At 37.1% G+C, this 23,727-nt stretch carries 19 protein-coding genes, 1 tRNA gene, 3 rRNA genes and 1 other RNA gene; 17 read left to right on the forward strand and 7 right to left on the reverse strand.

Going from position 1 to position 23,727, the window contains the following annotated elements:
* Positions 1–50 precede the first annotated feature (50 nt).
* The 6 genes from MMARC5_RS08435 to rnpB all read left to right on the forward strand — a co-directional run bounded on the left by MMARC5_RS08435 (position 51) and on the right by rnpB (position 6,417).
* Positions 51–1,058, forward strand: a complete 1,008-nt coding sequence (locus tag MMARC5_RS08435) for a potassium channel family protein (protein ID WP_011869398.1) — start codon at positions 51–53, stop codon at positions 1,056–1,058.
* 229 nt (positions 1,059–1,287) lie between these two features.
* Positions 1,288–2,754 (forward strand): 16S ribosomal RNA (locus tag MMARC5_RS08440).
* A gap of 54 nt (positions 2,755–2,808) precedes the next feature.
* Positions 2,809–2,881, forward strand: a tRNA-Ala gene (locus tag MMARC5_RS08445).
* A gap of 99 nt (positions 2,882–2,980) precedes the next feature.
* Positions 2,981–5,948, forward strand: a 23S ribosomal RNA gene (locus tag MMARC5_RS08450).
* Between the two features lie 58 nt (positions 5,949–6,006).
* Positions 6,007–6,121, forward strand: a 5S ribosomal RNA gene (rrf, locus tag MMARC5_RS08455).
* The 16S, 23S and 5S rRNA genes sit together here with 1 tRNA gene alongside, the layout of an rRNA operon.
* A gap of 56 nt (positions 6,122–6,177) precedes the next feature.
* Positions 6,178–6,417: RNase P RNA component (gene rnpB / locus MMARC5_RS09540), an RNA gene on the forward strand.
* Positions 6,418–6,453: 36 nt separating this feature from the next.
* Here rnpB and MMARC5_RS08460 read toward each other — a convergent pair.
* Complete coding sequence (locus tag MMARC5_RS08460) at positions 6,454–6,693, reverse strand: hypothetical protein (protein ID WP_011869399.1); 240 nt, start codon at positions 6,691–6,693, stop codon at positions 6,454–6,456.
* Positions 6,694–6,832: 139 nt separating this feature from the next.
* On the opposite strand from MMARC5_RS08460, the gene polC reads away from it, so the two are divergent.
* The 3 genes from polC to MMARC5_RS08475 all read left to right on the forward strand — a co-directional run bounded on the left by polC (position 6,833) and on the right by MMARC5_RS08475 (position 11,728).
* Complete coding sequence (gene polC / locus MMARC5_RS08465; protein ID WP_011869400.1) at positions 6,833–10,228, forward strand: DNA polymerase II large subunit; 3,396 nt, start codon at positions 6,833–6,835, stop codon at positions 10,226–10,228.
* Between the two features lie 68 nt (positions 10,229–10,296).
* Entirely contained in the window at positions 10,297–10,569 is a 273-nt protein-coding gene (locus tag MMARC5_RS08470; RefSeq protein ID WP_011869401.1) for a heavy metal-binding domain-containing protein, read from the forward strand.
* Positions 10,570–11,125: 556 nt separating this feature from the next.
* Positions 11,126–11,728: an ECF transporter S component gene (locus MMARC5_RS08475; RefSeq protein WP_011869402.1), complete on the forward strand. Its 603-nt coding sequence runs from the start codon at positions 11,126–11,128 to the stop codon at positions 11,726–11,728.
* A 1,003-nt stretch (positions 11,729–12,731) separates the two neighbouring features.
* Here MMARC5_RS08475 and MMARC5_RS09705 read toward each other — a convergent pair.
* Together MMARC5_RS09705 and MMARC5_RS08480 are read right to left on the reverse strand one after the other, a co-directional pair.
* Positions 12,732–12,884: a hypothetical protein gene (locus tag MMARC5_RS09705; RefSeq protein ID WP_011869403.1), complete on the reverse strand. Its 153-nt coding sequence runs from the start codon at positions 12,882–12,884 to the stop codon at positions 12,732–12,734.
* 67 nt (positions 12,885–12,951) lie between these two features.
* The gene (locus tag MMARC5_RS08480) at positions 12,952–14,067 is read right to left on the reverse strand and encodes an AAA family ATPase (protein ID WP_011869404.1); all 1,116 of its coding nucleotides are present in this window, start codon (positions 14,065–14,067) and stop codon (positions 12,952–12,954) included.
* 164 nt (positions 14,068–14,231) lie between these two features.
* Here MMARC5_RS08480 and MMARC5_RS08485 point away from each other — a divergent pair, with 164 nt between their 5' ends.
* Together MMARC5_RS08485 and MMARC5_RS08490 are read left to right on the forward strand one after the other, a co-directional pair.
* Positions 14,232–15,056 carry an SDH family Clp fold serine proteinase gene (locus tag MMARC5_RS08485; RefSeq protein WP_011869405.1) on the forward strand — a complete coding sequence of 275 codons (825 nt, stop codon included), beginning with the start codon at positions 14,232–14,234 and terminating at the stop codon, positions 15,054–15,056.
* Positions 15,053–15,388, forward strand: coding sequence for a DUF192 domain-containing protein (locus MMARC5_RS08490; RefSeq protein ID WP_011869406.1), 336 nt, complete (start codon positions 15,053–15,055; stop codon positions 15,386–15,388). The genes MMARC5_RS08485 and MMARC5_RS08490 overlap by 4 nt, the downstream gene beginning before the upstream one ends.
* Before the next feature lie 4 nt (positions 15,389–15,392).
* On the opposite strand, the gene MMARC5_RS08495 is transcribed toward MMARC5_RS08490, so the two are convergent.
* Positions 15,393–16,268: an MJ0548 connectase family domain-containing protein gene (locus MMARC5_RS08495; protein WP_011869407.1), complete on the reverse strand. Its 876-nt coding sequence runs from the start codon at positions 16,266–16,268 to the stop codon at positions 15,393–15,395.
* 117 nt (positions 16,269–16,385) lie between these two features.
* Here MMARC5_RS08495 and nikR point away from each other — a divergent pair, with 117 nt between their 5' ends.
* Together nikR and MMARC5_RS08505 are read left to right on the forward strand one after the other, a co-directional pair.
* The gene (gene nikR / locus MMARC5_RS08500; RefSeq protein WP_011869408.1) at positions 16,386–16,811 is read left to right on the forward strand and encodes a nickel-responsive transcriptional regulator NikR; all 426 of its coding nucleotides are present in this window, start codon (positions 16,386–16,388) and stop codon (positions 16,809–16,811) included.
* A 99-nt stretch (positions 16,812–16,910) separates the two neighbouring features.
* The gene (locus MMARC5_RS08505) at positions 16,911–17,138 is read left to right on the forward strand and encodes a DUF2798 domain-containing protein (RefSeq protein WP_011869409.1); all 228 of its coding nucleotides are present in this window, start codon (positions 16,911–16,913) and stop codon (positions 17,136–17,138) included.
* Positions 17,139–17,157: 19 nt separating this feature from the next.
* Here MMARC5_RS08505 and MMARC5_RS08510 read toward each other — a convergent pair whose 3' ends face one another.
* Positions 17,158–18,000 (reverse strand): helix-turn-helix domain-containing protein, encoded by an 843-nt coding sequence (locus MMARC5_RS08510; RefSeq protein WP_011869410.1) that lies wholly within the window; start codon positions 17,998–18,000, stop codon positions 17,158–17,160.
* 71 nt (positions 18,001–18,071) lie between these two features.
* Between MMARC5_RS08510 and MMARC5_RS08515 the strand changes: the two genes are divergently transcribed.
* The 4 genes from MMARC5_RS08515 to truD all read left to right on the forward strand — a co-directional run bounded on the left by MMARC5_RS08515 (position 18,072) and on the right by truD (position 21,736).
* Positions 18,072–19,124, forward strand: a complete 1,053-nt coding sequence (locus MMARC5_RS08515; protein WP_011869411.1) for a radical SAM protein — start codon at positions 18,072–18,074, stop codon at positions 19,122–19,124.
* A 126-nt stretch (positions 19,125–19,250) separates the two neighbouring features.
* Positions 19,251–19,742, forward strand: a complete 492-nt coding sequence (locus MMARC5_RS08520) for a PUA domain-containing protein (RefSeq protein ID WP_011869412.1) — start codon at positions 19,251–19,253, stop codon at positions 19,740–19,742.
* Between the two features lie 13 nt (positions 19,743–19,755).
* Positions 19,756–20,556, forward strand: coding sequence for a hypothetical protein (locus tag MMARC5_RS08525; protein ID WP_011869413.1), 801 nt, complete (start codon positions 19,756–19,758; stop codon positions 20,554–20,556).
* Between the two features lie 10 nt (positions 20,557–20,566).
* On the forward strand, positions 20,567–21,736 hold the full coding sequence (gene truD / locus MMARC5_RS08530; protein WP_011869414.1) for a tRNA pseudouridine(13) synthase TruD: 1,170 nt from the start codon (positions 20,567–20,569) through the stop codon (positions 21,734–21,736).
* Positions 21,737–21,748: 12 nt separating this feature from the next.
* Here truD and argH read toward each other — a convergent pair whose 3' ends face one another.
* Together argH and MMARC5_RS08540 are read right to left on the reverse strand one after the other, a co-directional pair.
* Complete coding sequence (argH, locus tag MMARC5_RS08535) at positions 21,749–23,194, reverse strand: argininosuccinate lyase (RefSeq protein WP_011869415.1); 1,446 nt, start codon at positions 23,192–23,194, stop codon at positions 21,749–21,751.
* Between the two features lie 41 nt (positions 23,195–23,235).
* Positions 23,236–23,685, reverse strand: coding sequence for a CoA-binding protein (locus MMARC5_RS08540; RefSeq protein WP_011869416.1), 450 nt, complete (start codon positions 23,683–23,685; stop codon positions 23,236–23,238).
* Between the last annotated feature and the right edge of the window lie 42 nt (positions 23,686–23,727).

Raw genomic sequence — 23,727 nt, forward strand, 5'->3', positions numbered from 1 at the left:
TTATATATTTTATAAGATATATATGGGATTATAATTAGTTTGGGTATGTTATGGAAGCTATAGAAAAAATCAAAATCGGAATTTTGGTATTATTTGTCCTTATAATCTCATTTTCTTTAATATTTATGCAGATTGAGGGCTGGACTCTTTTACAGGCAATTTATTTTTCAGTAGCTACGATTTCAACAGTTGGTTATGGGGATTTTTATCCAACAACGGATTTAGGGCAATTTTTAACAATTTTATTTATTATTTTTGGAGTAAGTACTGGACTTTATACCCTGGGGGCTTTTGCAGAGTCATTCATCGGCGGTTATTTTAAAAAATACAATAGGATGGTTAAAATGAAAAAAAGGATAGATACCTTGGAAAACCACTACATTGTCTGCGGCTATGGTAGAATAGGGAGAGTTGTAGTTGATAGATTAAAAGAAAGCGGTCTTGATTATGTTGCAATAGATAGCAATTCAGAAATATTAAAGGCAGAATTTGAAAAAAACCCTGAATTTAATTACATTGTTGGGGATGCTACACACGACGAATACTTAATTGAAGCACAAATAGGCCGCGCAAAAGCACTTATTTCAACAGTTTCAACAGATTCTGATAATGTATATATTACCCTATCTTCAAAAAGGCTTAATACAAATTTATATGTGGTTTCAAAAGCGGACGAACAAGTTGCAATGGATAAATTGTTAATTGCAGGTGCGGACAAGGTTGTTTCACCATATATGATTGGTGGACTTAGGGTTGCTGAACTTGCAATGAAACCAGGAATTTTGGACTTCGTTTCAACATTCATGTCTATTGCAAAGTATGAATATGACGAAGATTTGGAAATTAGAAAGATAATTATTCACAAAAATTCAAAAATCATTGGAAAAACATTAACTGAATCTCAAATCCGATATAATAGTGGTGCAACAATAATTGGTATCAAAAAAGAAAATGATTTACTTGTAAATCCAGGTCCGGAAGTTACTTTAGAATATAATGACCATATATATGCTTTTGGAACGAGTGAACAGCTAGATGCTCTTGAAAGCATGGTTTAAAATCCTTCAAATTTATTTTTTATATATACTATCGTTTCAAACCTAAAAACATTGCACTATCCAAACCACTGAGATATTATGCAATTGAAGTGAACACCTGACTGAAACACTCAGGTGCGATGTAAGCCTACAATCTAGGTGAAACCTAGATAGCAACCAAATGTCATTTCTTTTAATGTAAAATGACGTACTCCACGAGAGGGTGGCGTAAAATCCTTTTACGCTACTAATTCCGGTTGATCCCGCCGGAGGCCACTGCTATTGGGATTCGACTAAGCCATGCGAGTCTATGGTTTCGGCCATGGCGGACGGCTCATTAACACGTGGTTAACATACCCTCAGGTGGGGGATAACCTTGGGAAACTGAGGATAATACCCCATAGAAAAAGCAGTCTGGAATGATTCTTTTTCGAAAGCACATGCGCCTGAGGATTGGACTGCGCTCGATTAGGTAGTTGGTGGGGTAATGGCCCACCAAGCCTACGATCGGTACGGGCCTTGAGAGAGGGAGCCCGGAGATGGGGACTGAGACACGGCCCCAGGCCCTACGGGGCGCAGCAGGCGCGAAACCTCCGCAATGCACGAAAGTGCGACGGGGGGATCCCAAGTGCTCATGCACAGCATGGGCTTTTATCAAGTGTAAACAGCTTGAGGAATAAGGGCTGGGCAAGTTCGGTGCCAGCAGCCGCGGTAACACCGACGGCCCGAGTGGTGGCCACTCTTATTGGGCCTAAAGCGTCCGTAGCCGGTCCAGTAAGTCCCTGTTTAAATCCTGCGGCTTAACCGCAGGACTGGCAGGGATACTGCTGGACTTGGGACCGGGAGAGGACAAGGGTACTTCAGGGGTAGCGGTGAAATGTGTTGATCCTTGAAGGACCACCTATGGCGAAGGCACTTGTCTGGAACGGGTCCGACGGTGAGGGACGAAAGCCAGGGGCGCGAACCGGATTAGATACCCGGGTAGTCCTGGCCGTAAACTCTGCGAACTAGGTGTTAGGTAGGCCCCGTGCCTATCTAGTGCCGAAGGGAAGCCGTTAAGTTCGCCGCCTGGGGAGTACGGTCGCAAGACTGAAACTTAAAGGAATTGGCGGGGGAGCACCACAACGGGTGGAGCCTGCGGTTTAATTGGATTCAACGCCGGGCATCTCACCAGGAGCGACAGCATGATGACGGCCAGGTTGACGACCTTGCCTGAAGCGCTGAGAGGTGGTGCATGGCCATCGTCAGCTCGTACCGCGAGGCGTCCTGTTAAGTCAGGTAACGAGCGAGACCCGTGCCCTATGTTGCTACTTTTTCCTCCGGGAGAAAGGCACTCATAGGGGACCGCTGGCGCTAAGTCAGAGGAAGGAGCGGGCAACGATAGGTCCGCATGCCCCGAATCTCCTGGGCTACACGCGGGCTACAATGGCTAGGACAATGGGCCGCAACCCTGAAAAGGGACGCAAATCTCCTAAACCTAGTCGTAGTTCGGATCGTGGGCTGTAACTCGCCCACGTGAAGCTGGAATCCGTAGTAATCGCAGTTCATAATACTGCGGTGAATGTGTCCCTGCTCCTTGCACACACCGCCCGTCACACCACCCGAGTTGGGTTGAAGTGAGGCCTTGGCCTTTGGCTAGGGTCGAACTTGGGCTCAGCGAGGGGGGTGAAGTCGTAACAAGGTAGCCGTAGGGGAACCTGCGGCTGGATCACCTCCTAAAAAAAGAACAATGGTTGCTACTAGGCACTAAAAGATTGTAGGCTTAATGAATGGGCCCGTAGCTCAGTTGGGAGAGCGCCGCCCTTGCAAGGCGGAGGCCGTGGGTTCAAATCCCGCCGGGTCCACTTTATTAGCAGTCCATGATATTAGATATTATGGACCGAGGACCGGATTTTTAGTGAAGGTCGTGCATAAGCCTCCGTATCTGGTGTTATCCAGATGCCTAGATTTATCTATTACCCTATCTGGGGAATGGCTTGGCTTGGAACGCCGATGAAGGACGTGGTAAGCTGCGATAAGCCCAGGCGAGACGCATACAGTCATTGAACCTGGGATTTCTGAATGGGACTTCCTACTTTGTAATCCGTTAAGGATTGGGAACGCGGGGGATTGAAGCATCTTAGTACCCGCAGGAAGAGAAATCAATAGAGATTCCGTTATTAGAGGCGATTGAACGCGGATCAGAGCAAACTGAATCCCTTCGGGGAGATGTGGTGTTATAGGGCCTTCTTTTCGCCTGTTGAGAAAAGCTGAAGTTGACTGGAACGTCACACTATAGAGGGTGAAAGTCCCGTAAGCGTAATCGATTCAGGTTTGAAGTGTCCCTGAGTACCGTGCGTTGGATATCGCGCGGGAATTTGGGAGGCATCAACTTCCAACTCTAAATACGTTCCAAGACCGATAGTGTACTAGTACCGCGAGGGAAAGCTGAAAAGCACCTTTAATCGGGTGTGAAAAGAGCCTGAAACCAGATAGGTATGGTATGACACGGCCCCAAAGGCAACTATATTGAAGGAAACCGTCGCAAGGTGGCTGTACGAAGTATAGAGCCAGGGTTGTGTCGTCCGTTTCGAAAAACGGGCCGGGGAGTATATTGTTGTGGCGAGCTTAAGATCTTCACGATCGTAGGCGTAGGGAAACCAACAAGTCCGCAAAATCTTGAGGGACGGGGTCTTAAGGGCCCGGAGTCACAGCAATATGACCCGAAACCGGGCGATCTAGGCCGGGGCAAGGTGAAGTCCCTCAACTGAGGGATGGAGGCCTGCAGAGTTGTTGCCGTTCGAAGCACTCTTCTGACCTCGGTCTAGGGGTGAAAGGCCAATCGAGCCCGGAGATAGCTGGTTCCCTCCGAAGTGACTCTCAGGTCAGCCGGAGTTTAGATAGTCGGCAAGGTAGAGCACTGATAAGGTGGTTAGGGGAAGAAATTCCTCGCTGTTTTGTCAAACTCCGAACTTGTCGTCGTCGCATGCTCCGAGTGAGGGCATACGGGTAAGCTGTATGTCCGAGACGGGAATAGCCGAGACTTGGGTTAAGGCCCCTAAGTGCCGATTAAGTGTGAACACGAAGGGCGTCCTTGGTCTAAGACAGCAGGGAGGTTGGCTTAGAAGCAGCCATCCTTTAACGAGTGCGTAACAGCTCACCTGTCGAGATCAAGGGCCCCGAAAATGGACGGGGCTAAATCGGCCGCCGAGACCCAAGGGCACCGAAAGGTGATCCTGTAGGGGGGCGTTCTGCGAGGGCAGAAGTTCGGCTGTGAAGTCGAGTGGACCTCGTAGAAATGAAGATCCCGGTAGTAGTAACAGCATAAGTGGGGTGAGAATCCCCACCGCCGAAGGGGCAAGGGTTCCACAGCAATGTTTGTCAGCTGTGGGTAAGCCGGTCCTAACTCTCGAGTTAACTTCTTTGAGAGGAAAGGGAAACAGGTTAATATTCCTGTGCCATCTAAATACGCGTGGCAACACTAGGTTAGTTTCCGACGCTTCTGGGTAGGCTGAGTGTTCTTGTCTGGGCATTCAAGCTTATAAGTCCGGGGAGAGTTGTAATAACGAGAACCGGATGAAAGAGTGATGAGCTCTCCGTTAGGAGGGTTCGGCCGATCTCTGGAGCCCGTGAAAAGGGAATTAACAAGGATTTTAGATGTCCGTACCCAGAACCGACACTGGTGCCCCTAGGTGAGTATCCTAAGGCGTAGCGGATGAATCTAGTCGAGGGAAGTCGGCAAATTGGCTCCGTAACTTCGGGAGAAGGAGTGCCAGTGATCTTGTTTATATATGGGATCGCTGGTCGCAGTGACCAGGGAGGTCCGACTGTTTAATACAAACATAGGTCTTAGCGAGCCTGAAAAGGTGTGTACTAAGGCCGACGCCTGCCCAGTGCTGGTACGTGAACCCCGGTTCCAACCGGGCGAAGCGCCAGTAAACGGCGGGGGTAACTATAACCCTCTTAAGGTAGCGAAATTCCTTGTCGGGCAAGTTCCGACCTGCATGAATGGCGTAACGAGACCTCCACTGTCCCCGACTAGAATCCGGTGAACCTACCATTCCGGCGCAAAGGCCGGAGACTTCCAGTGGGAAGCGAAGACCCCGTGGAGCTTTACTGCAGCCTGTCGTTGGGGCATGGTTGTGAGTGTACAGTGTAGGTGGGAGCCATCGAAACCTTTTCGCCAGGAAAGGTGGAGGCGACCCTGGGACACCACCCTCTCATGACCATGTTCCTTACCCTTTTAGGGGACACCGGTAGGTGGGCAGTTTGGCTGGGGCGGTACCCTCCTAAAAATGCATCAGGAGGGCCCAAAGGTTGGCTCAAGCGGGTCAGGACTCCGCTGTTGAGTGTAAGGGCAAAAGCCAGCCTGACTTTGTTGCCAACAAAACGCAACGAAGAGGCGAAAGCCGGGCCTAACGAACCCCTGTGCCTCACTGATGGGGGCCAGGGATGACAAAAAAGCTACCCCGGGGATAACAGAGTTGTCGCGGGCAAGAGCCCATATCGACCCCGCGGCTTGCTACCTCGATGTCGGTTTTTCCCATCCTGGGTCTGCAGCAGGACCCAAGGGTGGGGCTGTTCGCCCATTAAAGGGGATCATGAGCTGGGTTTAGACCGTCGTGAGACAGGTTGGTTGCTATCTGCTGGATGTGTTGGCTGTCTGAGGGAAAGGTGGCTCTAGTACGAGAGGAACGGGCCGTCGGCGCCTCTAGTCGATCGGTTGTCTGACAAGGCATTGCCGAGCAGCCACGCGCCAAGAGATAAGAGCTGAAAGCATCTAAGCTCGAAATTCATCCTGAAAATAGACAGCCGTTTCCTTCGGGAACGAGAACATCTGTAGAAGACAGGTTTGATAGGCTAGGGGTGTACGCATCAAGGTTTTCCGAGATGTTCAGCCCGCTAGTACTAATAGTTCAAGAGATAACTTAGGCATCTGGACACTTAAAGATACGGGGGCAATAGATGCACTTTTAATTTAACTCTTTGACATAACGGTCACAGCGGAGGTGTTACATCCGATCCCATCCCGATCTCGGAAATTAAGCCCTCCAGCGATTCATTAAGTACTGCCATCTGGTGGGAACAATGTGACGCCGTTAGTCACTTTTTTTATTCGTTTAACTTTCGAGTTTTCGGGTGACATATGTCCGAACTCATGGCAAGGGGGCTGGTGACTATCCATTTGGGAGGAAGCTCTGCCCACCCAATTGTGTAGATGTCCTGAGAAGGAATGAATAAGGTATAGAAACGACACGGTTCTAAGAAATATGACTATGATATTTCAAAATTGAGGATTCTTAGAAAATCGATGAAACGACCTTATTTTACACGGGTGCAAGCATTACGCGCTAAGCTGAATGTCACCGAAATTACAGAAGGCAGGCTATAGCCCCGATGCCATTTTAAAAAAATTTACAAAATTTTAAAAAAGTTTTCACTGTACATCAAATTCATAAGGTATTTCCAAAATACACATTCCATTCTGTAAAAAACCCTCGAAAGTCATTACAAATTTTTTAAATTCATCGGCATGATGGATATCAAGATAATTAACACTCAAAACACGGTTTTTAAAGAAAATTTCAATTTTATTGCTATGTTTTTCTATATATTCTATTTCTTCGAGATTATGGTATTTTGAACCATATTCCGAACGGTATACAAGAATTTTCAAAATAGTCCCCCACTTATACCCATAATATTAATTTATACATTGGCCATTATATATGTTCCACACAAATTGTTAAAACTATATATGCTTTCAAAACCTAAATCATCTAACTACTTTTAATCTAACGTTAATCGTGATAATCATGCTCCATGTTTCAGCTTCAAAAGGAATGACTGAATATTTCAAAAATATTTTAGATAATGTAAAAAACCTTTACGATCTTGCAGAGGGATGCAGGAAATCTGGATACGATGTAACAGACCACGTTGAGATACCTCTGGCAAAAGATATGGCAGATAGGGTAGAGGGAATTGTCGGTCCAAAAAATGTTGCAGAACGTATCAGGGAACTAGTATCGGACTTAGGAAAAGAACCTGCGGCACTTGAAATTGCAAAAGAAATAGTTGAAGGAAAATTTGGTGAGTTCGGGCGAGAAGTTGGAGCAGAACAAGCCGTAAGAACAGCGTTAGCAGTTATCACGGAAGGAATCGTGGCAGCACCTCTAGAAGGTATCGCACACGTTAAAATTAAGAAAAACAACGATGGTGGTGAATATCTTGCAATCTACTTTGCAGGACCAATTAGGAGTGCAGGAGGAACTGCTCAGGCACTTGCCGTACTTGTTGGGGATTACGTTAGAAAAAACATGGGATTAGATAAATTTAAGCCAACAGACGATGAAGTTGAAAGATACGGGGAAGAAGTGGATTTATACCAGTCCGAGGTTACTACATTCCAATACCAGCCAAAAGCTGAAGAAATCCGGGTGGCCGTTAGAAATATATCTGTAGAAATTACTGGGGAGGCAACAGACGACGTTGAAGTTAGTGGACACAGGGATTTACCTAGAATAGAAACAAACCAGATTAGGGGCGGTGCTCTTTTAGCACTAGTTGAGGGTGTTCTTCTAAAAGCACCTAAAATTTTAAGACACGTTGATAAATTAGGCATTGAAGGATGGGACTGGTTAAAAGAGTTAAAAAGCAAAAAAGAAGAATTAGTCGAAGAAATTGAAGAAGAAAATGATGAATTTAACTACGAAGAGGAAGAAGACCTATCACAATACGAAGATTATGAAGTGGAGGCTGTAACCAAGTTTATTGGGGAAGTTATTGCAGGAAGGCCTGTATTTTCACACCCCTCTAAAAAAGGCGGGTTCAGACTTAGATATGGAAGAAGTAGAAATACAGGATTTGCTACAGATGGTTTTCACCCTGCAATAATGTATTTGGTTGACGACTTCATGGCTGTAGGAACGCAGTTAAAAACCGAAAGACCTGGAAAAGCAACATGTGTAGTTCCTGTTGATAGTATCGAAGGTCCAATAGTTAAATTAAACGATAAAAGTGTACTTAAAATAGATACGGTCGAAAAAGCAAAACAATATCGGGATGACGTTGAAGAAATTCTCTTTTTAGGGGATATTTTGGTAAACTATGGGGATTTCTTGGAAAACAACCACACGATACTTCCAAGCAGTTGGTGTACCGAGTGGTATGAAAAAATCTTAAAATCAGAAAATTTAGAATATACAAAAGAATTTATAGAAAATCCCGATCAAAAAGAAGTAGTAAAATATGCTAAACTTACAAATACGCCACTTCATCCAAAATATACATATTTCTGGCACGATATTTCTAAAGATAATATCAATGTTCTTAGAAACTGGATTATTGGTGGGAGATACAATGAAAGCAATGATTCTTGGGGATTGACATATGATCCAGAAGACCCAGAAATTTCAATTGTAAAACGGTATTTGGAACTTATCGGATGTCCGCACACAGTAGTGGATGAAAAAGTAGAAATTTTCGAATATTATCCGTTATTATATTCATTAGGATATGATTTTGACGAGAAACAAGATGTTGTAGAAGATATCGAAGAAAAACTTCAAAATACGAAAAATAACATGCACTTTATAAATACAATAGCGCCATTTGAAATTCGAAGAAATGCTTACATATACGTTGGTGCAAGAATGGGTAGGCCAGAAAAGGCAGCTTCCAGAAAGATGAAACCACCGGTAAATGGTCTTTTCCCAATTGGAAATGCCGGGGCACTTGTAAGGCTTATAAACAAAGCTGTTGACGAGGGAAAAACTGACGAAATTGAAATTTCAAATGTAAAATGCAGCTGTGGAAATGTAAGTTTGTACAGAACATGTCCATTTTGCGGAAGTTCTGTTGAACCAAGTGGACCTTCGCGAATAAAACTTCCAATAAAAGAATATTGGTACAAAGCGCTCGAAAATTTGAAGATAAACAAAGCTGGCGATGTAAAATGTATTAAGGGGATGACTTCAAAGGATAAAATAATCGAACCCTTAGAAAAAGCAATATTGAGGGCAAAAAACGATATATTTGTATTTAAAGACGGCACTACAAGGTTTGACTGTACAGATGTTCCGGTAACTCATTTCAGGCCTGTAGAAATACACGGGGATATCGAAAAACTGAAATCTCTGGGATATTTGAAAGATATTCACGGAAATCCGCTTGAAAATGAAAATCAGGTACTCGAATTAAATGTTCAAGATGTCATAGTTCCTGAATCCTGCATGGATTACTTTTTAAATGTTTCAAAATTTATAGATGATCTTTTGGAAAAATACTACAAAAAAGATAGATTTTACAACGTGAATAAAAGAGAAGAGCTTGTAGGGCATTTAATAATTGGAATGGCGCCACACACCTCCGCAGGAATGGTTGGAAGGATCATTGGATACAGCAAAGCAAACGTAGGGTACGCTCATCCTTACTTCCATGCTTCAAAAAGAAGAAACTGTGATGGGGATGAAGATGCATTTTTCCTACTTTTAGATGCATTCATGAATTTTTCAAAGAGATTCTTGCCAGATAAAAGAGGGGGCCAGATGGATGCGCCACTGGTTCTTACAACCATTTTGGATCCGAAAGAGGTGGATGGTGAGGTCCATAACATGGATTCGATGTGGGAATACCCTCTTGAATTCTACGAAAAATCTCTGGAAGGAATTGCTCCAAAAGAAATCAAAAAAATAATGGAGACTGTTGAAGACAGGCTTGACAAAGAGAGTCAGTACGAAGGAATCGGATATACGCATGAAACTTTGAAAATAGATGAAGGGCCGCTTGTTTGTGCATACAAAACATTGGGTTCCATGATGGAAAAGACCTCAGCTCAACTCGCGGTTGCAAAAAAGATTAGGGCAACTGATGAAAGGGATGTGGCGGAAAAGGTTATCCAATCGCATTTTGTTCCTGATTTAATTGGAAATTTAAGGGCTTTTTCAAGGCAAGGAGTACGGTGTAAATGCGGTGCAAAATACCGAAGGATGCCTCTAAAAGGGATTTGTAGAAAATGTGGAAGCAGACTGATTTTAACAGTTTCAAAAGGGGCTGTTGAAAAGTACATGGACGTTTCACAAACAATGGCTGAAAAGTACAATGCAAGCGACTACATAAAACAAAGACTCGAAATCATAAGGTCTGGAATTGACAGTTTGTTTGTAAACGACAAGAGAAAGCAGGTTAAAATTGAAGATTTCTTTAAATGATGGAATTATTTAGAAATTGATATATATCTGCATCCCATATTAATTTTGAAAAAAGAAGGTGATTTTTTATGATTGTAACAACAAGTGACAAAATCGAAGGAAAAGAAATTGAAAGCTACACAGGATTTGTGATGGGATCATTAGCTGCTAAAGCAGGTACAAAAGACCAAATGGAAGCTAAAAAGAAAGCATTATATGGTTTATTTAGAAAAGGAAATGAAGATGGCGCAGATGCAATAATAAGCGTAAAATTAGATTCAGTTTCATACAAATCAGAAGAAACTGGCGAAGAAATGGTAGAATACACATACTACGGAACCGCAGTTAAATTTAAAAATTAAATACCTATTTTTTTAAAAAATTTAAAAAAGAAATTATCACTATATTTATAATTTCTTACGGATATTATTGGCAATTGTTAAATGCTAATAATCTTATTTTTTATATCGTCAATCATTTATTGCGTATTTGTTACATTTTTAGGCACTATTCAATTTAGATTTATTTCAAAGTCATTCATCCGAAATTCAGTGGAGGAGTGTTTTATTACCCCATATACTTTCAAGATATGCCAGTAAACAGCCTGTAACTTACAGTTTAAAACAGGGATTAATTAAAACGACAGACGTAAAAGGAAATTTAACTATTGGATTTGCCAGAAGATGAAAAAGTGGGGATATTTTGATAAAACGGAAAATCTGGGTTGAATTCATTTCTTAAATAAATTAAAAAAGCGTATTTTCTTTTAATTTGGAAGATTAACCTTCTTTTTAATTTTAAGGACACCCTGTTGAATTTTAAATTAATCTTTTTAAATTTTTAATAAAATCCACGATTAAACCTTTAAATTATATATACTTTCGAAAACAAACAATTATTACCTAAAGAGGGGATATTGTGGACGAAAAGATGAATGAATTAAAGATTGAGCGTGAAGACTATAAAAAAGTACTATATCGGTATTTAATACTTCTTTCGATCGGAATTAACATTGTTGGAGCACAGGTAGTTCCTATTTTAAATATTCCTGCATTTTTGGATTCTACCGGAACTATCTTTTCAGCAGTTTTAATGGGGCCGATAATTGGTGCAGCTGTCGGACTTGCAACAAACATTGCACTTGGTTTTTTGGTAGATTCTGGCTATTTCTATTTTGCGGGCGTTAATATACTGATAGGACTTATTACTGGATACATTTTCAAAGAATATCCATTTAATTTAAAAACAGTTTTTGTTGTATCAATATTTATTTCAATAGTTGCTTCAGTCATTGGAAATACGATAAGTTATATGGCATTTGGAGGGGTTGCTGGAGAACAACTTGATAGAATAACTGCCCTTTTGGTTGAAAATGGAATTGATTTATTTGTTTCTGTAAATATAAGTGGATTTTTTGCAAATCTCTTGGATAAAGTACTTTCTTTTGCAATTGTATTTTGCATCATGGTCATGGTCGATAAAAATCTAAAAGTAAACGAGTTTAACATTCGCTGGAAATAAAACTTTTCTAAATTCTTAAAAAAATACTATTTTTAAATTTTAATTGAAAAAAGGGTTTTTATGTCACCCAGGGTAAAAGTGATATGAATTCACTGCTTTTCACGTGAGGGTATGTAAAAAGTGTCATGTAGTTATTCATATTGGGGTAAACTTTTTTTGAGGATTAGTAAAATTCATTATCGTTTGGATTATTGGGGACATAAAAACATTATTGATATAGGGCATAAATAATATATAAAATATCATAATTTAATCGGAAACATAATGTATAAATAATGAGCAAAGTCGTTTCGCTTAAATGTCAGTAAATAATTCAAAAGGAATATAATTACATATAATCCTTTAATTTTGAAAATTACTCTTTTTAAAATGATTAACGGGTAAGTGTCTTAAGATATGTATATTAGATTTTTGGATCGTGTATGATCGATAAAATTAATTAGAAATCTATTAATATTTACTTTTTGATATGGTCGATAGGAGGACTTTTTCCTCCATGATCCTGAACAGACATTTTTAAAATAGTAAATGTTTTGGGGATTAAAACGTTGGATTTTAAATTGGGGATTTTATATTTGATTTGGGGAAATCAAGTATATTTCGACACTTTTTACCGTTTGGGAGATTTATTTCTCTCAGATACTTTTCTGTAAATTTATTACCTACATAACCATCTACATAATTATTTGCGTAAATATCAGTCTATTTTTTTTAAGTGGTTGAAATTAAAAAAATATTTATCAGTATGATTATAATTTAAATTAGTTTTCTGCATTAATCGGGCCATCTTTAGATAATTGCAGGATTTGTCAGAACTTGGAACAAAACGTAGCAAGTTTAAGTTTTCTTCTTTAGTATGTAAAAGATCTTTAAATTCTTCTTACGGTAGTTTACTTTTTCAGCAGTTTCGACCACGATTCTTTTATGGTCTTCAAAAGAGGTATTGATGGATTTTGTATTTTCCAATACAACCTCCAATCAGAGTTAAAGTCAATGACAGACCTTAAAACGTCTTCATTGTGTAATAACATTTCATAGAAACTCTTGCATATTTCATAACGTCTTTAAATCCACATTCTTTTGCCATTCTCTTAATTTCATCTTCCTGATCTGCAGGAAATGTAACTTCTAATCTGTAAGTTTTGGTATCTCTCAAGGTATCGCCTGTTTTACACTATCGGGGTTCTACTACCTACCAGTATAGTACCGTATAAAACTATAGCTTATCCGTATAAATTTAACGGAGTAGTATTTTTAACGAGTTTTTTAATTATTTCATCGAGATCTTTTTCTTCAATCGAAGTTCTATCTTCTAAAATTGCTTTATGAAGTGCAGGTTTTAGGAATTTTTCTTTAATCGTTCTTCCATTCATTCCTTTTGTTTTTTCAACGTATTTTTTAAGGTCTGCATTTACTGTTATAGGCATTTTTTTAGCATATAATTCGAGGATTTTTAATCTTTCGCCATCATCAGGCATTTTAAATTCAATCTCTTCTTCAAATCTGCTTCTAACTGCAGTATCTAGCAGTTCTGGGTTGTTTGTTGCAGCAATTGTCACAATTCCTAAATTATTTTTTATTCCATCGAGTTCTGTAAGGAGCGCATTTACTACTTCAGATACATCTCCTCTTAATGACTGAAACTGCCTACTGAGTGCAATTGCATCCAACTCATCAATAAATATTATGCAAGGGGTGTTTTCTGACGCACTTTCATACAGACTTTCAATCTGTTTTGAGCCATCTCCGACATGGTCACCAATAAGTTCAGTAGCTTTTATTAAATAAAGTGGTACTTCAGTTTCAGTTGCAAGGGCCCTTGCCAACATTGTTTTTCCAGTTCCGGGCGACCCGTAGAACAAAATGTTTTTTGGTGCCCATTCTCCAAAAATTTCCGGGTTTTCAAGGTATTTTATTACTATTTTGCACTTTTTCTTTGCATCAAGCTGCCCGATAACTTCTTCAAAATTAGTTTCTTTGAATTTTGGAGAATTTACAACTTTACAACTGTTTTCTAATTTAAATAATGTATCTTTTGTAATAATCCCTCCATCTTTCGGGTAGAGCGAAATAACCTTGAATGCGTATTCGGGAATAATTGTACTGTCAAATATGTATCTGCCTTCTTTTACAATCTCGTTTTCCCACTGTTCTCGAGCGTATGAGTTAAATAATGCATGATCTTCTACACTAACCTTTAAATTCTCGCCATTAACATTTATTGGAAAACCAACCGGTTCTAAAATCACGTATTTTAAACACAGGGCTTCTTCAGGATCTACTGGTGGTTTTTGAAGATTTTTTTTGAGTTTCAGGTTACTGATATGGATATTGCTCATCAGTGCACCTCTTCCTTTAGATGAATAATTTTGATTATAGTAAGATATTATATAAGGTTAAGTAAGTATGTTACTCTAATATAAAAAGAATATATACGATAAGATATTTAGGATATTTAAGGACTTTATTGGAGCAAAAGACAATTTTCACGGGGGCCGTCAAAATGGATCCATCATCAGTTATGTGGATATTTTTCATATTTTTATTCCTCTATCCGCAGGTGCTTTTTAGATACAGGCTTTTACAAAGGTATAAATTTATAAAGCAGTTCGAAGCTGTTAGAAAAACCCGTGCAATTGTCATGATACACAGACAGGAGCAATTGGCCCTCTTTGGAATTCCACTTTATAAATATATTACAATAGAAGACAGTGAAGAGATTTTAAGGGCAATTAGGATGACTCCTGAAGACATGCCAATAGATTTAATTCTTCACACTCCCGGGGGACTCGTACTTGCAAGTGAACAGATTGCAACAGCCCTAAAGGAACACAAGGCAAAAACAACAGTTATTATTCCGCACTATGCAATGAGTGGCGGAAGTTTAATTGCCCTTGCAGCAGACGAAATAATAATCGATAAAAATGCAGTCATGGGGCCAGTAGATCCACAAGTTGGCCAGTACCCTGCAGCTTCAATTATAAACGCGATAAATACGAAATACACTGATGAATTGGATGACGAAACTTTAATTTTGGGAGATATCTCAAGAAAAGCAATATTTCAGGTTAAAGAATTCGTCTACGAAATATTGAAAGATAAAATGGGCGAAGAAAAAGCAAAATACTTATCAGAAACGCTTTCTACTGGAAAGTGGACTCACGACTATCCATTAACAATTAGAAAGTTAAGGGAACTCGGAATCGAAGTGAACACCGATTTACCAGAAATAGTTTATGCATTATTCGATCTTTACAGGCAACCTGTGAACCAGAGGCCATCAGTGCAGTACGTTCCAGTGCCGTACAAGAGAGGAAGTAAAAAATGAGTTCAAAACCTCTAGAACTAAATGGTAAAATTTATTCTGTAAAACTTGCAGATAATTTTATAAAACGGGCATTCGGGCTCATGTTTAGAGATATTTCAGAAGATGAGGGATTATTCTTTAAATATGGAAATAGAAAACTACATATCCACACATTTTTTATGAAATATTCAATAGACGTGATTTTTTTAAAAGATGAAACAATTGTTGATGTTGCAAGCAACTTAATTCCGTGGAAAACCTATAATTCAAAAGTAAAATCAAATAGGATGTTTGAAGTTAAAGCTTCAGGTTTAAACACAGAATTAATCGGAAAAAAAGTTAAATTTAATTAATTTATTATTTTTTACAGATTATTTTTTCAACCACTACTGGATTACCAGTTCTTTTTACTTTTAAAGATTCATTATCAATTGTTATAACATCACCTTCGATAAACTCCCCAGTAATTTCTATTTCACAGTATATTGTGGGTTCTGGACATATTTTATCTATTGCGAGGAAGTCATCGTATAAAACTAAGTTTCCATTTTCAATTTTCCCGACATCCCCTATTTTTACAATTTTATCGGCAATCATCATTACTTTCTGCATTTCAACCATTTTTAAAGATAATTCTTTTCTATACTCGAAGAGTTCGTTTAAATCATCTTCAACGGCCATTTCAAAGTTATTTTCGTAGGTTTCAACAAAGTAATATTCGAACTTACCGCTTAAGGTTGCATTTTCTGTTTTTTCCAGTATTTTTTCAAATAAATTTTTAATTTCTTTTACACTCATTTTCAAAATATCTTTTATGTATTTTTTAATTTCCGATTCAACAAGACTTTTTATGTATTTATTTCCAAATACAACAATTCCCGACCCTGTTTTTACTGATTTGTTGGTTATCTGATCATTTTCAATGTCTAGTACTGCACATTTTTCTTTCGAAAGGTACATTCGTCTTCTTTTAGAGTCTTTACCAATGGACTTGATTTCGCCACATAGTAAATTTCCTAAGATCCTAACCTTTTCTTCGGAATCATTAATATATACATTAACATCAAATTCAGAAGCTTTTTTCATTAATTCTTCATCAGTCCTAATTTTTCCCGAATAAAGAAGCTCTTCAAGCTTTTCTCTATTACTTTTAATTCCTTTAAACAGTAAATTCCGACTGTCGCCTGCAATAACGGCTCCGTTTTTTCCATAGTATCCGATAATAACGCTCAAAGTTTTTCACCTTATTATTACATAATATTTAAATAGGACTCTTAAGATATTATTAAATATTACAAAGTTACTACCTAGTACATGTAATTTCAGTTAAGAAATTAGGGGAGGCATACGATGGTAGATATGGATAGAATAAGTATTTCATTACCTACAAATTTACTTGCAGAATTCGACGAAATAATCGAAGAAAGAGGATATGCAAGCAGAAGTGAGGCCATACGGGACTCTATCAGAGATTATCTGATAAAACATAAGTGGATTCACAGCCTTGAAGGGGATCGGGCTGGAACGATCAGTATTATTTATGATCACCATTCCACAGACGTAATGGAGAAATTAACAAACATACAGCACGATTATGAGAAATTAATCGTTGCAACAATCCATATGCACCTCGATCACGACCACTGTATGGAGGTGGTTCTCGTTAAAGGGGATGCATCAGAAATCAAAGAATTAACCGACAAACTTACGTCACAAAAGGGCGTAAAACAGGTAAAACTTACCGTAATGGTTCCTGGCGGAAACATTCCTCAATAACTAAACATATTATTTTTACTTTTTATACTTTGAACATACACTCTTTTTATTATTTTTTACTCAAATCCAAATTTTAGATCTAATTTACACGGTGAATGAATGATAATCCCCAAAAAATACGAAAGAGTAACGTTTGTATTATTAATGTCTGGCGTAATGGCATTGGCAATGTCTTTAGTAATGACTTTGGTAAATCGAGGATTCAGTTTAGAAGTTTTAGCCTTTTGGCCAAATGTATTTTTAATTGGGTACCCTATAGCGTTTCCTACGGCATATTTTCTTTCCCCGATCGTTGGAAAAATTATGTCAAAACTAGTTGTCAGATGATTTTAAATAATTTCAAAAATTACAGAACAGGTTCAAAACCTGCAGATTTTATTTCTTTTTCTTTTTTATAGAGTAATTCTTCAAAGTCATCTTCTAAAATAGAATTATTTAAAATAAAGTTTACTGTATGCCTTGTTTTATCGTAATAATCAGGAGTTTCGATTAAATAATCTTTTTTGACATACCTTAAAAGACAGGTATTCAAAAACATACTGTATCCTTCTTCTAACAGATCTATCGCATAAAATGGGTTTTTTACAACTTTTGATACCTTAAAATCTATTTTTTCATTTTTAAGGGTTTTCCAAACGATCCTGTGGGCTGAATAGTTAACTCCAAGAAGATTTTTAAAGTCAAATCTGTCTCTCGAAACCATTACAAAGTGATCATATGCAACTGGAACTGGATCACCAAGCCTGTAGCTCCAGTATGGGTCGTCAATTCCGACTATACTCGTTAAATTTGATTTATAAAGTTTTAAAACATTAGAAAATGACGAAACAAGTACATCGTCAAAAAGAAGTCTTCCAACTTCCCCACTTATAAATCCGCATGCAATAAATTTTTCTTTTGAAGTTCTTTCAAGGTATGCATTGTAAAAAGATACAATACGTTCCGCATCATCGGATAGCATAGTTCCTGCTGGAGAAGAATGAATTAATTTTAAATCTAACTTATTTTCAAGTCTTTTTATCTGAATATTTACTGTTGAGGGAGGAATGCCTAAAATTTCCGCGACTTTATTCTGTGATTTTGTTTCAGAAACCAGTTTTAATATTTCGGCTTGAGTTTTTGTAATCTGCTTACCTCTATAGTTTATATTCAAGGTCACACTTAAATCAGATTCAGATAATGTGTTCACGAAAATAACCCCTAAAATTCTGGTAGTATATTATCTTTTACTCAACTATTTTAAATTTATCAGGAGATATTATGAATTCTGCGGAGATTTTGGAAAATTCAATTAATGCATTTAAATTAACGGAAAAACACCACGGAAATATTACTAGTTTAGAACGGGCCCTTTTTTTAGGCTGGTACTGCAATTTAGAAAACCCTTGTAAATTCTGCTTCATGTCAACACAAAAGGAAAAAATAAAAGACCCTTTAAAAGCAAGAAGAAAGCCAGAATCCATTTTAGCAGAAAGTATAATAATGAAAAGAATCGGCTGGAAGCTTGAATTCATTTCTGGAGGATATGGATACACAACTGAAGATTTAAACGACACCATAGAAATGGTTTCATATGTTCAGCAGGCAAAACAGTATTTAAACGTTGGAATAATTGATTTTGAAAAGTTAAATTTAAACAACGTTGAAGGGGTCGTCGGAGCAGTAGAAACTGTAAATCCAAAATTACACGAAGAAGTATGCCCTGGAAAGCCACTGTCGAATACTAAAGAAATGTTAAAAAAAGCAAAAGATATGGGGCTTAAAACGGGAATTACGATAATTTTGGGAATGGGAGAAACTGAAAACGACATTGAATTACTCTTAAATTTGATTGAGGAATTAAATCTAGATAGGATTACGTTTTATTCTTTAAACCCCCAAAATGAAACTATTTTCGAGGGAAAAACTTCAGTAACGACCCTTGATTACATGAACTGGGTTTCAAGTGTGAGGCTAAATTTCCCAAAAATAAAGATAATATCTGGAACATGGGTTGATAAACTCACAAATATCGGGCCGCTTGTAATGGCAGGATCGAATGTAATTACAAAATTCCCGCTTTTTTCAATTTATGGTAAAAAAGAAGGAAAAACTGTGGAAAATGAAATAAAATCAACAGGAAGAGAACTTTACAGTAGTTTTTCAGACCTTGAATTATTAAATGGCGTAAAAAAATTGGAAAAAACAAGATATGTTTCCGAAAAAATAGATATCTCTGAAAAAAACCTTGAAATGCTAAACAGCCTTTCAAATCAGATAGATAAAAAGATAGAAAGTTATGTTAAAACAACAATTCGCAGATCTCAAAAATAATATTTTTTATCTATTTTCATTGATTTTAATTAATTTAAAACAACTAATTATCCAGACTTTTTTATAATTTGTTATATATAGTTACACGTTCTAAATAGTTATAAGATCTAATTTAAGCGGGATATTATGAAACACAGGAAGCTTGAAAACTCAGAAATTAGCGCCATAAAAGCGGCCATTTCTAGGTATATTGGTAAAAAAGCTGAAGAGCTTGATTTTAAGAATTTTTTAATACTAAAAGGCAAATCAAAAAACGTAGTTTACGTAAGTTCAAAAGCTCTCGAATCTCTGAAAAATCACAAGGATATTTACAGTGTAGGAATAAATGTCGGCGAGCTCGAAGAAATCTCCGGAAAAGAAAAGTTTTTACCTTCATTAGAAGGCATAACCATGGTTTCAAAGTACATTGAAAAAAATTATGCACGGATAAATGAAAAAGGCGAAAGTTTATTCCTCTACGAACGAGACGTTTTCGATACTTCAATCATCGAAGTTGTTGGGGATGGAAAAGTCGCAGTATTTAACGAAAACAAAGAGTTACTCGGAATTGGAAAATACAACGGAAAATTAATCAAAAATATAATGGATCGTGGATGGTACTTAAGGCACGGCGGATAGAATGGTGACTGAAATGGAGTCTAATCAACTTATAAACAGGATTTTAAGAGATATTTTAAAGAATATTGATGATTATTCAAAAGATCTTTTAATGGCTGAAACACTCGACGTTGAATTCAAAGGACTTAATTTATGGGATTTGGATGGCAAAAGGTATTCTATAAAAAATTTACTGGACTGCGACGAATTACCAAGTTTTGAAGCAACAAACAGAAAATATACTCTCAGAAAAGTGAATTTAAAACATATAGATGACGGAATAATGATAATACACCTTTCTTCGAGAAAATCGGACAAATACAGTTTTTCATTAGACAATACTTTCGAAGTTATTTTAAAGACGTTTTCAGCGGCTGCATATGAACACAGGGAAAGAATATTACTGTGGAATGAATTGAGCGACGAAGAACTCGACATTAAAATCTCAGAATTCGATGTAAATTTGGAATCAATAGTTCTGAAGATTTCAGAAGATTCAGATATTTCCGAAGTTTTGGTATATATCGACGTATTCATGGATTTAGAAAAAATAGAAAATGTAATGGAGTACGAAGACGAAAAACTGGTTATCTGGCTTCATCCGGTATTTTTATTTTCAAAAGAATCCACATTAAAAGGTCTCGTAGCATACGAACTATCAAAATACAATAAAAGCCTAATTGAAGACCATTACAGAGATATTTTGGAGTACTGTAAAGAATATCGAGAATTGTGTGGTAAAAACTTAAAAATAATCGAAAAAATTCGAGAAATTGCAGTAAAAAGAAACGACTCTGATATTTTGAAAGAAATAGATCAGATGAATACTATTTAATGGGTGCATCATGAAATTTAGGCAAAAACACGAAGATTTCATCGTAAATGAGATTTTAGATTATGAATTAAATGATTCTGGAAATTATTCGCTATATGCCCTCCAAAAAAACGGAATAGAAAATTTAAAAGCGATATCGTATCTTTCAAAAAACCTTGAAGTTCCTACAAAAGAAATTGGGTACTGTGGTTTGAAGGATAGGCACGCGATTACAACGCAGTACGTTTCTATTCCAAATGAATATGGTAAATTGTCCCTCAATGAAGATAATTTAAAGCTTGAATATATTGGAAACATTGAAAAACCCTTAAAAATCGGAAAATTGTATGGAAACAGATTTGAAATTATAGCAAGGGCCATTGATAAAAACGAATTTTTAAGGATTGCGGATAATATAAGAGCATTAGGTTTTGGCGCACCCAATTACTACGACGACCAGAGATTTGGGAGTGTATTTAACGGTAAATTTATAGCAAAAGAAATTTTGAAAGGCAATTACGAAGAAGTCGTTAAAATACTTTTAACGAGCTACACAAAAAGTGAAAAAAAGCAGTTAAAGGATTTAAAACGATTTATTGCGAAAAATTGGGGCAGTTGGGACGAATGCTTGGAATATATTGATAAAAAACAGATAAGAAGTAAAATGTTTAGAAACATGGTTAAATCGTTAAAATACGAAAATGATTTCAAAAAAGCGTTTAAATATGTTGACAATCGATTGAAAGAGCTATTTATCTCTGCGTATCAAAGCTATCTGTGGAATGAATGTTTAAAAGAGTTTTTAAAAGAAATTATTCCAAAAGAAAATAGAAAATACGTTGATTATTCATGCGGAACATTTTTGTTTTATGAATCTATAGATGAAGAATTATTTTGTAAATTAAAAGAAATGGACTTTCCAACAATAGTTTCCGATGTAGAATACACAGATTCAGAAAAAAAGATAATAAATGCAATTTTAAAGAAAGAACGGATTAAATTTTCAGATTTTGAGAAATTGGACTTTGGAAAATTAAAATACACGAAAAGACCGATTATTTCAATTCCTGAAGATATCAATACTGGAACGTTTAAATCTGACGAATTAAACTCAAAAAAATATAAAATAGCTTTAGAATTTAGTTTAAAGAAAGGAAGCTACGCAACTATAATTTTAAAAAGGGTTTTTAATATTTTATAATTTTTTTAATTTTTATTTTAATAAATTTTCCTTAACAGACTCGATTTCAGCAATTTTTTCATCTAAATTTTCTTTATAAGCTGAAATTTTTTCATTAAATGATGAAATTGCTCTTTCTACTTCTTCAGGTGCAGGTCCGCCGATTACATTTCTTAATTTCACGTTTTCGAAAGGATCAAGTGCAGTATCAATTTTTTCTTGGCTTAATGAAAGGTTATTTTTTTCAAGAACTTCTGAAATTATTTCTTTAATTTCAACTTTTTCTTCGATAGATCTTTTCACAAGTTCCCCAACAATACCGTGCGCCATTCTAAATGCAATTCCGCATTCTCTAACAAGCGTATCTGCAAGTTCTGTTGCAGTAGAGTAGTTTTTCTCCGCATTTTCCTTCATTCTTTCTTTATTTACTTTAACAGTTGATATCATTCCGTCAACCATCTGAATACTATCAATCAAGGTGTAGACACTTTTCCAAAGATGCGGGCTGATTTCCTGTAAATCTCTATTGTATGTGTTTGGAAGCGCTTTCATAATCGTTAAAACGGTTACAAGTTCCCCATTTAACGTTGAAAGTTTTGCCCTGGTAATTTCTGCAACATCGGGATTTTTTTTCTGCGGCATTATCGAAGAGGTTGACGTGTATTCGTTTGCAATTTCAATGGTGTTAAATTCCGCACTCGAAAACACGACGAGTTCTTCACATATTTTTGAGAGGTTTGTTCCAAGCATCGAGATATTTGCCATTGTTTCAACGATGAAATCTCTTGAAGACACTCCATCCATTGAATTTTCGATTAAACCGTAAAATCCAAGAAGTTCCTGAGTTCTTTTCCTATTTAAATTAAATCCGGTTGTAGCCATTGCACCGCATCCGAGCGGAGAGAGATTAATTCTGTTGTATGTATCAAAAAACCTTGAAATATCTCTTTCAATTGCCGAAATGTGGCTTAAAATTTGATGTCCGAAAGTTACCGGTTGTGCTTGCTGTAAGTGCGTGTATCCGACAGTAAGTGTTTCTTTATGCTCATTTGAAACCGCAAGCATGTTTTTTTCCATTGTTATCAAATGGGTAATTATTTCAAGAACTTTTTTCCTCAAAGAAAGCCTTAAATCAGTTGCAACTTCGTCATTTCGGCTCCTTCCGGTATGCATTCTGCCTGCAACATCTTCACCAAGTTCTTTTATCAATTCGCTTTCAATAACCATATGAATGTCATCGAGTGATGGATCAAGATCAAGAGTTTCCATGCCTTTTTCTGCTATTTTTTTAAGTTCTGCAATTATTTTTTTACCATTTTCTTCAGAAATCACATTCTGTTCGACAAGCATTGTGGTATGCGCAATATCACATAAAATGTCGCTTTCAAAGATTTCTTTATCGAATTCAAGGCTTGTAGTGAATTTCATCACGTCTTCCTTGACGTTGCTTCCAAGTCTTCCCCTTCTTAAAATGTTCATCAAAGTCACCTTTTTTAAATCAAAATAACTATTTCCTTAAACTATAAAAATTTTTGATGTTCCACCATAATGCACTTTTCCAAAACAACATCAAAACCGTTTTTTAAAACATAATCTATAGTCCCTCTATTTGAAGTTTCAAGCTGGAACCAGAAAGCCTTAAATCCTAATTTAACCGCATCTTCGGCAATCACAATGGTTCTTGAAGGGTTTACAAATATTGATACAATGTCTATTTTTTCTTTTATTTCAGAAATATTTGAATAAACAGTATGATCCAGTATTTTTTCACCAGAATAGTTTGGATTTACAAAATAAACATTAAATCCTGATTCTATCAAATATTTAGAAACGAAAAAACTCGGGTTTCTGCTATTTTTTGAAATTCCGATAACTGCAATATTTTTTGAAGAATTAAGGAGGTCTTTAATCTCCAAATCTTTCAAAATTTTTCCATGATTTGAATTTTGTAACTGATCTGAATGAGTCATTTAAGCACCATGTATTTTTATAGGTAATCACAATTATATGGT

Origin of the sequence: Methanococcus maripaludis C5 (assembly GCF_000016125.1) — an archaeon.
GTDB classification, from domain to species: domain Archaea; phylum AGJL01; class Methanococci; order Methanococcales; family Methanococcaceae; genus Methanococcus; species Methanococcus maripaludis_D.

Coding starts and splice junctions, on each gene's coding strand:
- MMARC5_RS08435 (WP_011869398.1), top strand. CDS start 51: ATGGAAGCTATAGAAAAAATCAAAATCGGAATTTTGGTATTATTTGTC.
- polC (WP_011869400.1), top strand. CDS start 6,833: ATGCTCCATGTTTCAGCTTCAAAAGGAATGACTGAATATTTCAAAAAT.
- MMARC5_RS08470 (WP_011869401.1), top strand. CDS start 10,297: ATGATTGTAACAACAAGTGACAAAATCGAAGGAAAAGAAATTGAAAGC.
- MMARC5_RS08480 (WP_011869404.1), bottom strand. CDS start 14,067: ATGAGCAATATCCATATCAGTAACCTGAAACTCAAAAAAAATCTTCAA.
- MMARC5_RS08485 (WP_011869405.1), top strand. CDS start 14,232: ATGGATCCATCATCAGTTATGTGGATATTTTTCATATTTTTATTCCTC.
- MMARC5_RS08490 (WP_011869406.1), top strand. CDS start 15,053: ATGAGTTCAAAACCTCTAGAACTAAATGGTAAAATTTATTCTGTAAAA.
- nikR (WP_011869408.1), top strand. CDS start 16,386: ATGGTAGATATGGATAGAATAAGTATTTCATTACCTACAAATTTACTT.
- MMARC5_RS08505 (WP_011869409.1), top strand. CDS start 16,911: ATGATAATCCCCAAAAAATACGAAAGAGTAACGTTTGTATTATTAATG.
- MMARC5_RS08515 (WP_011869411.1), top strand. CDS start 18,072: ATGAATTCTGCGGAGATTTTGGAAAATTCAATTAATGCATTTAAATTA.
- MMARC5_RS08520 (WP_011869412.1), top strand. CDS start 19,251: ATGAAACACAGGAAGCTTGAAAACTCAGAAATTAGCGCCATAAAAGCG.
- MMARC5_RS08525 (WP_011869413.1), top strand. CDS start 19,756: ATGGAGTCTAATCAACTTATAAACAGGATTTTAAGAGATATTTTAAAG.
- truD (WP_011869414.1), top strand. CDS start 20,567: ATGAAATTTAGGCAAAAACACGAAGATTTCATCGTAAATGAGATTTTA.
- argH (WP_011869415.1), bottom strand. CDS start 23,194: ATGAACATTTTAAGAAGGGGAAGACTTGGAAGCAACGTCAAGGAAGAC.
- MMARC5_RS08540 (WP_011869416.1), bottom strand. CDS start 23,685: ATGACTCATTCAGATCAGTTACAAAATTCAAATCATGGAAAAATTTTG.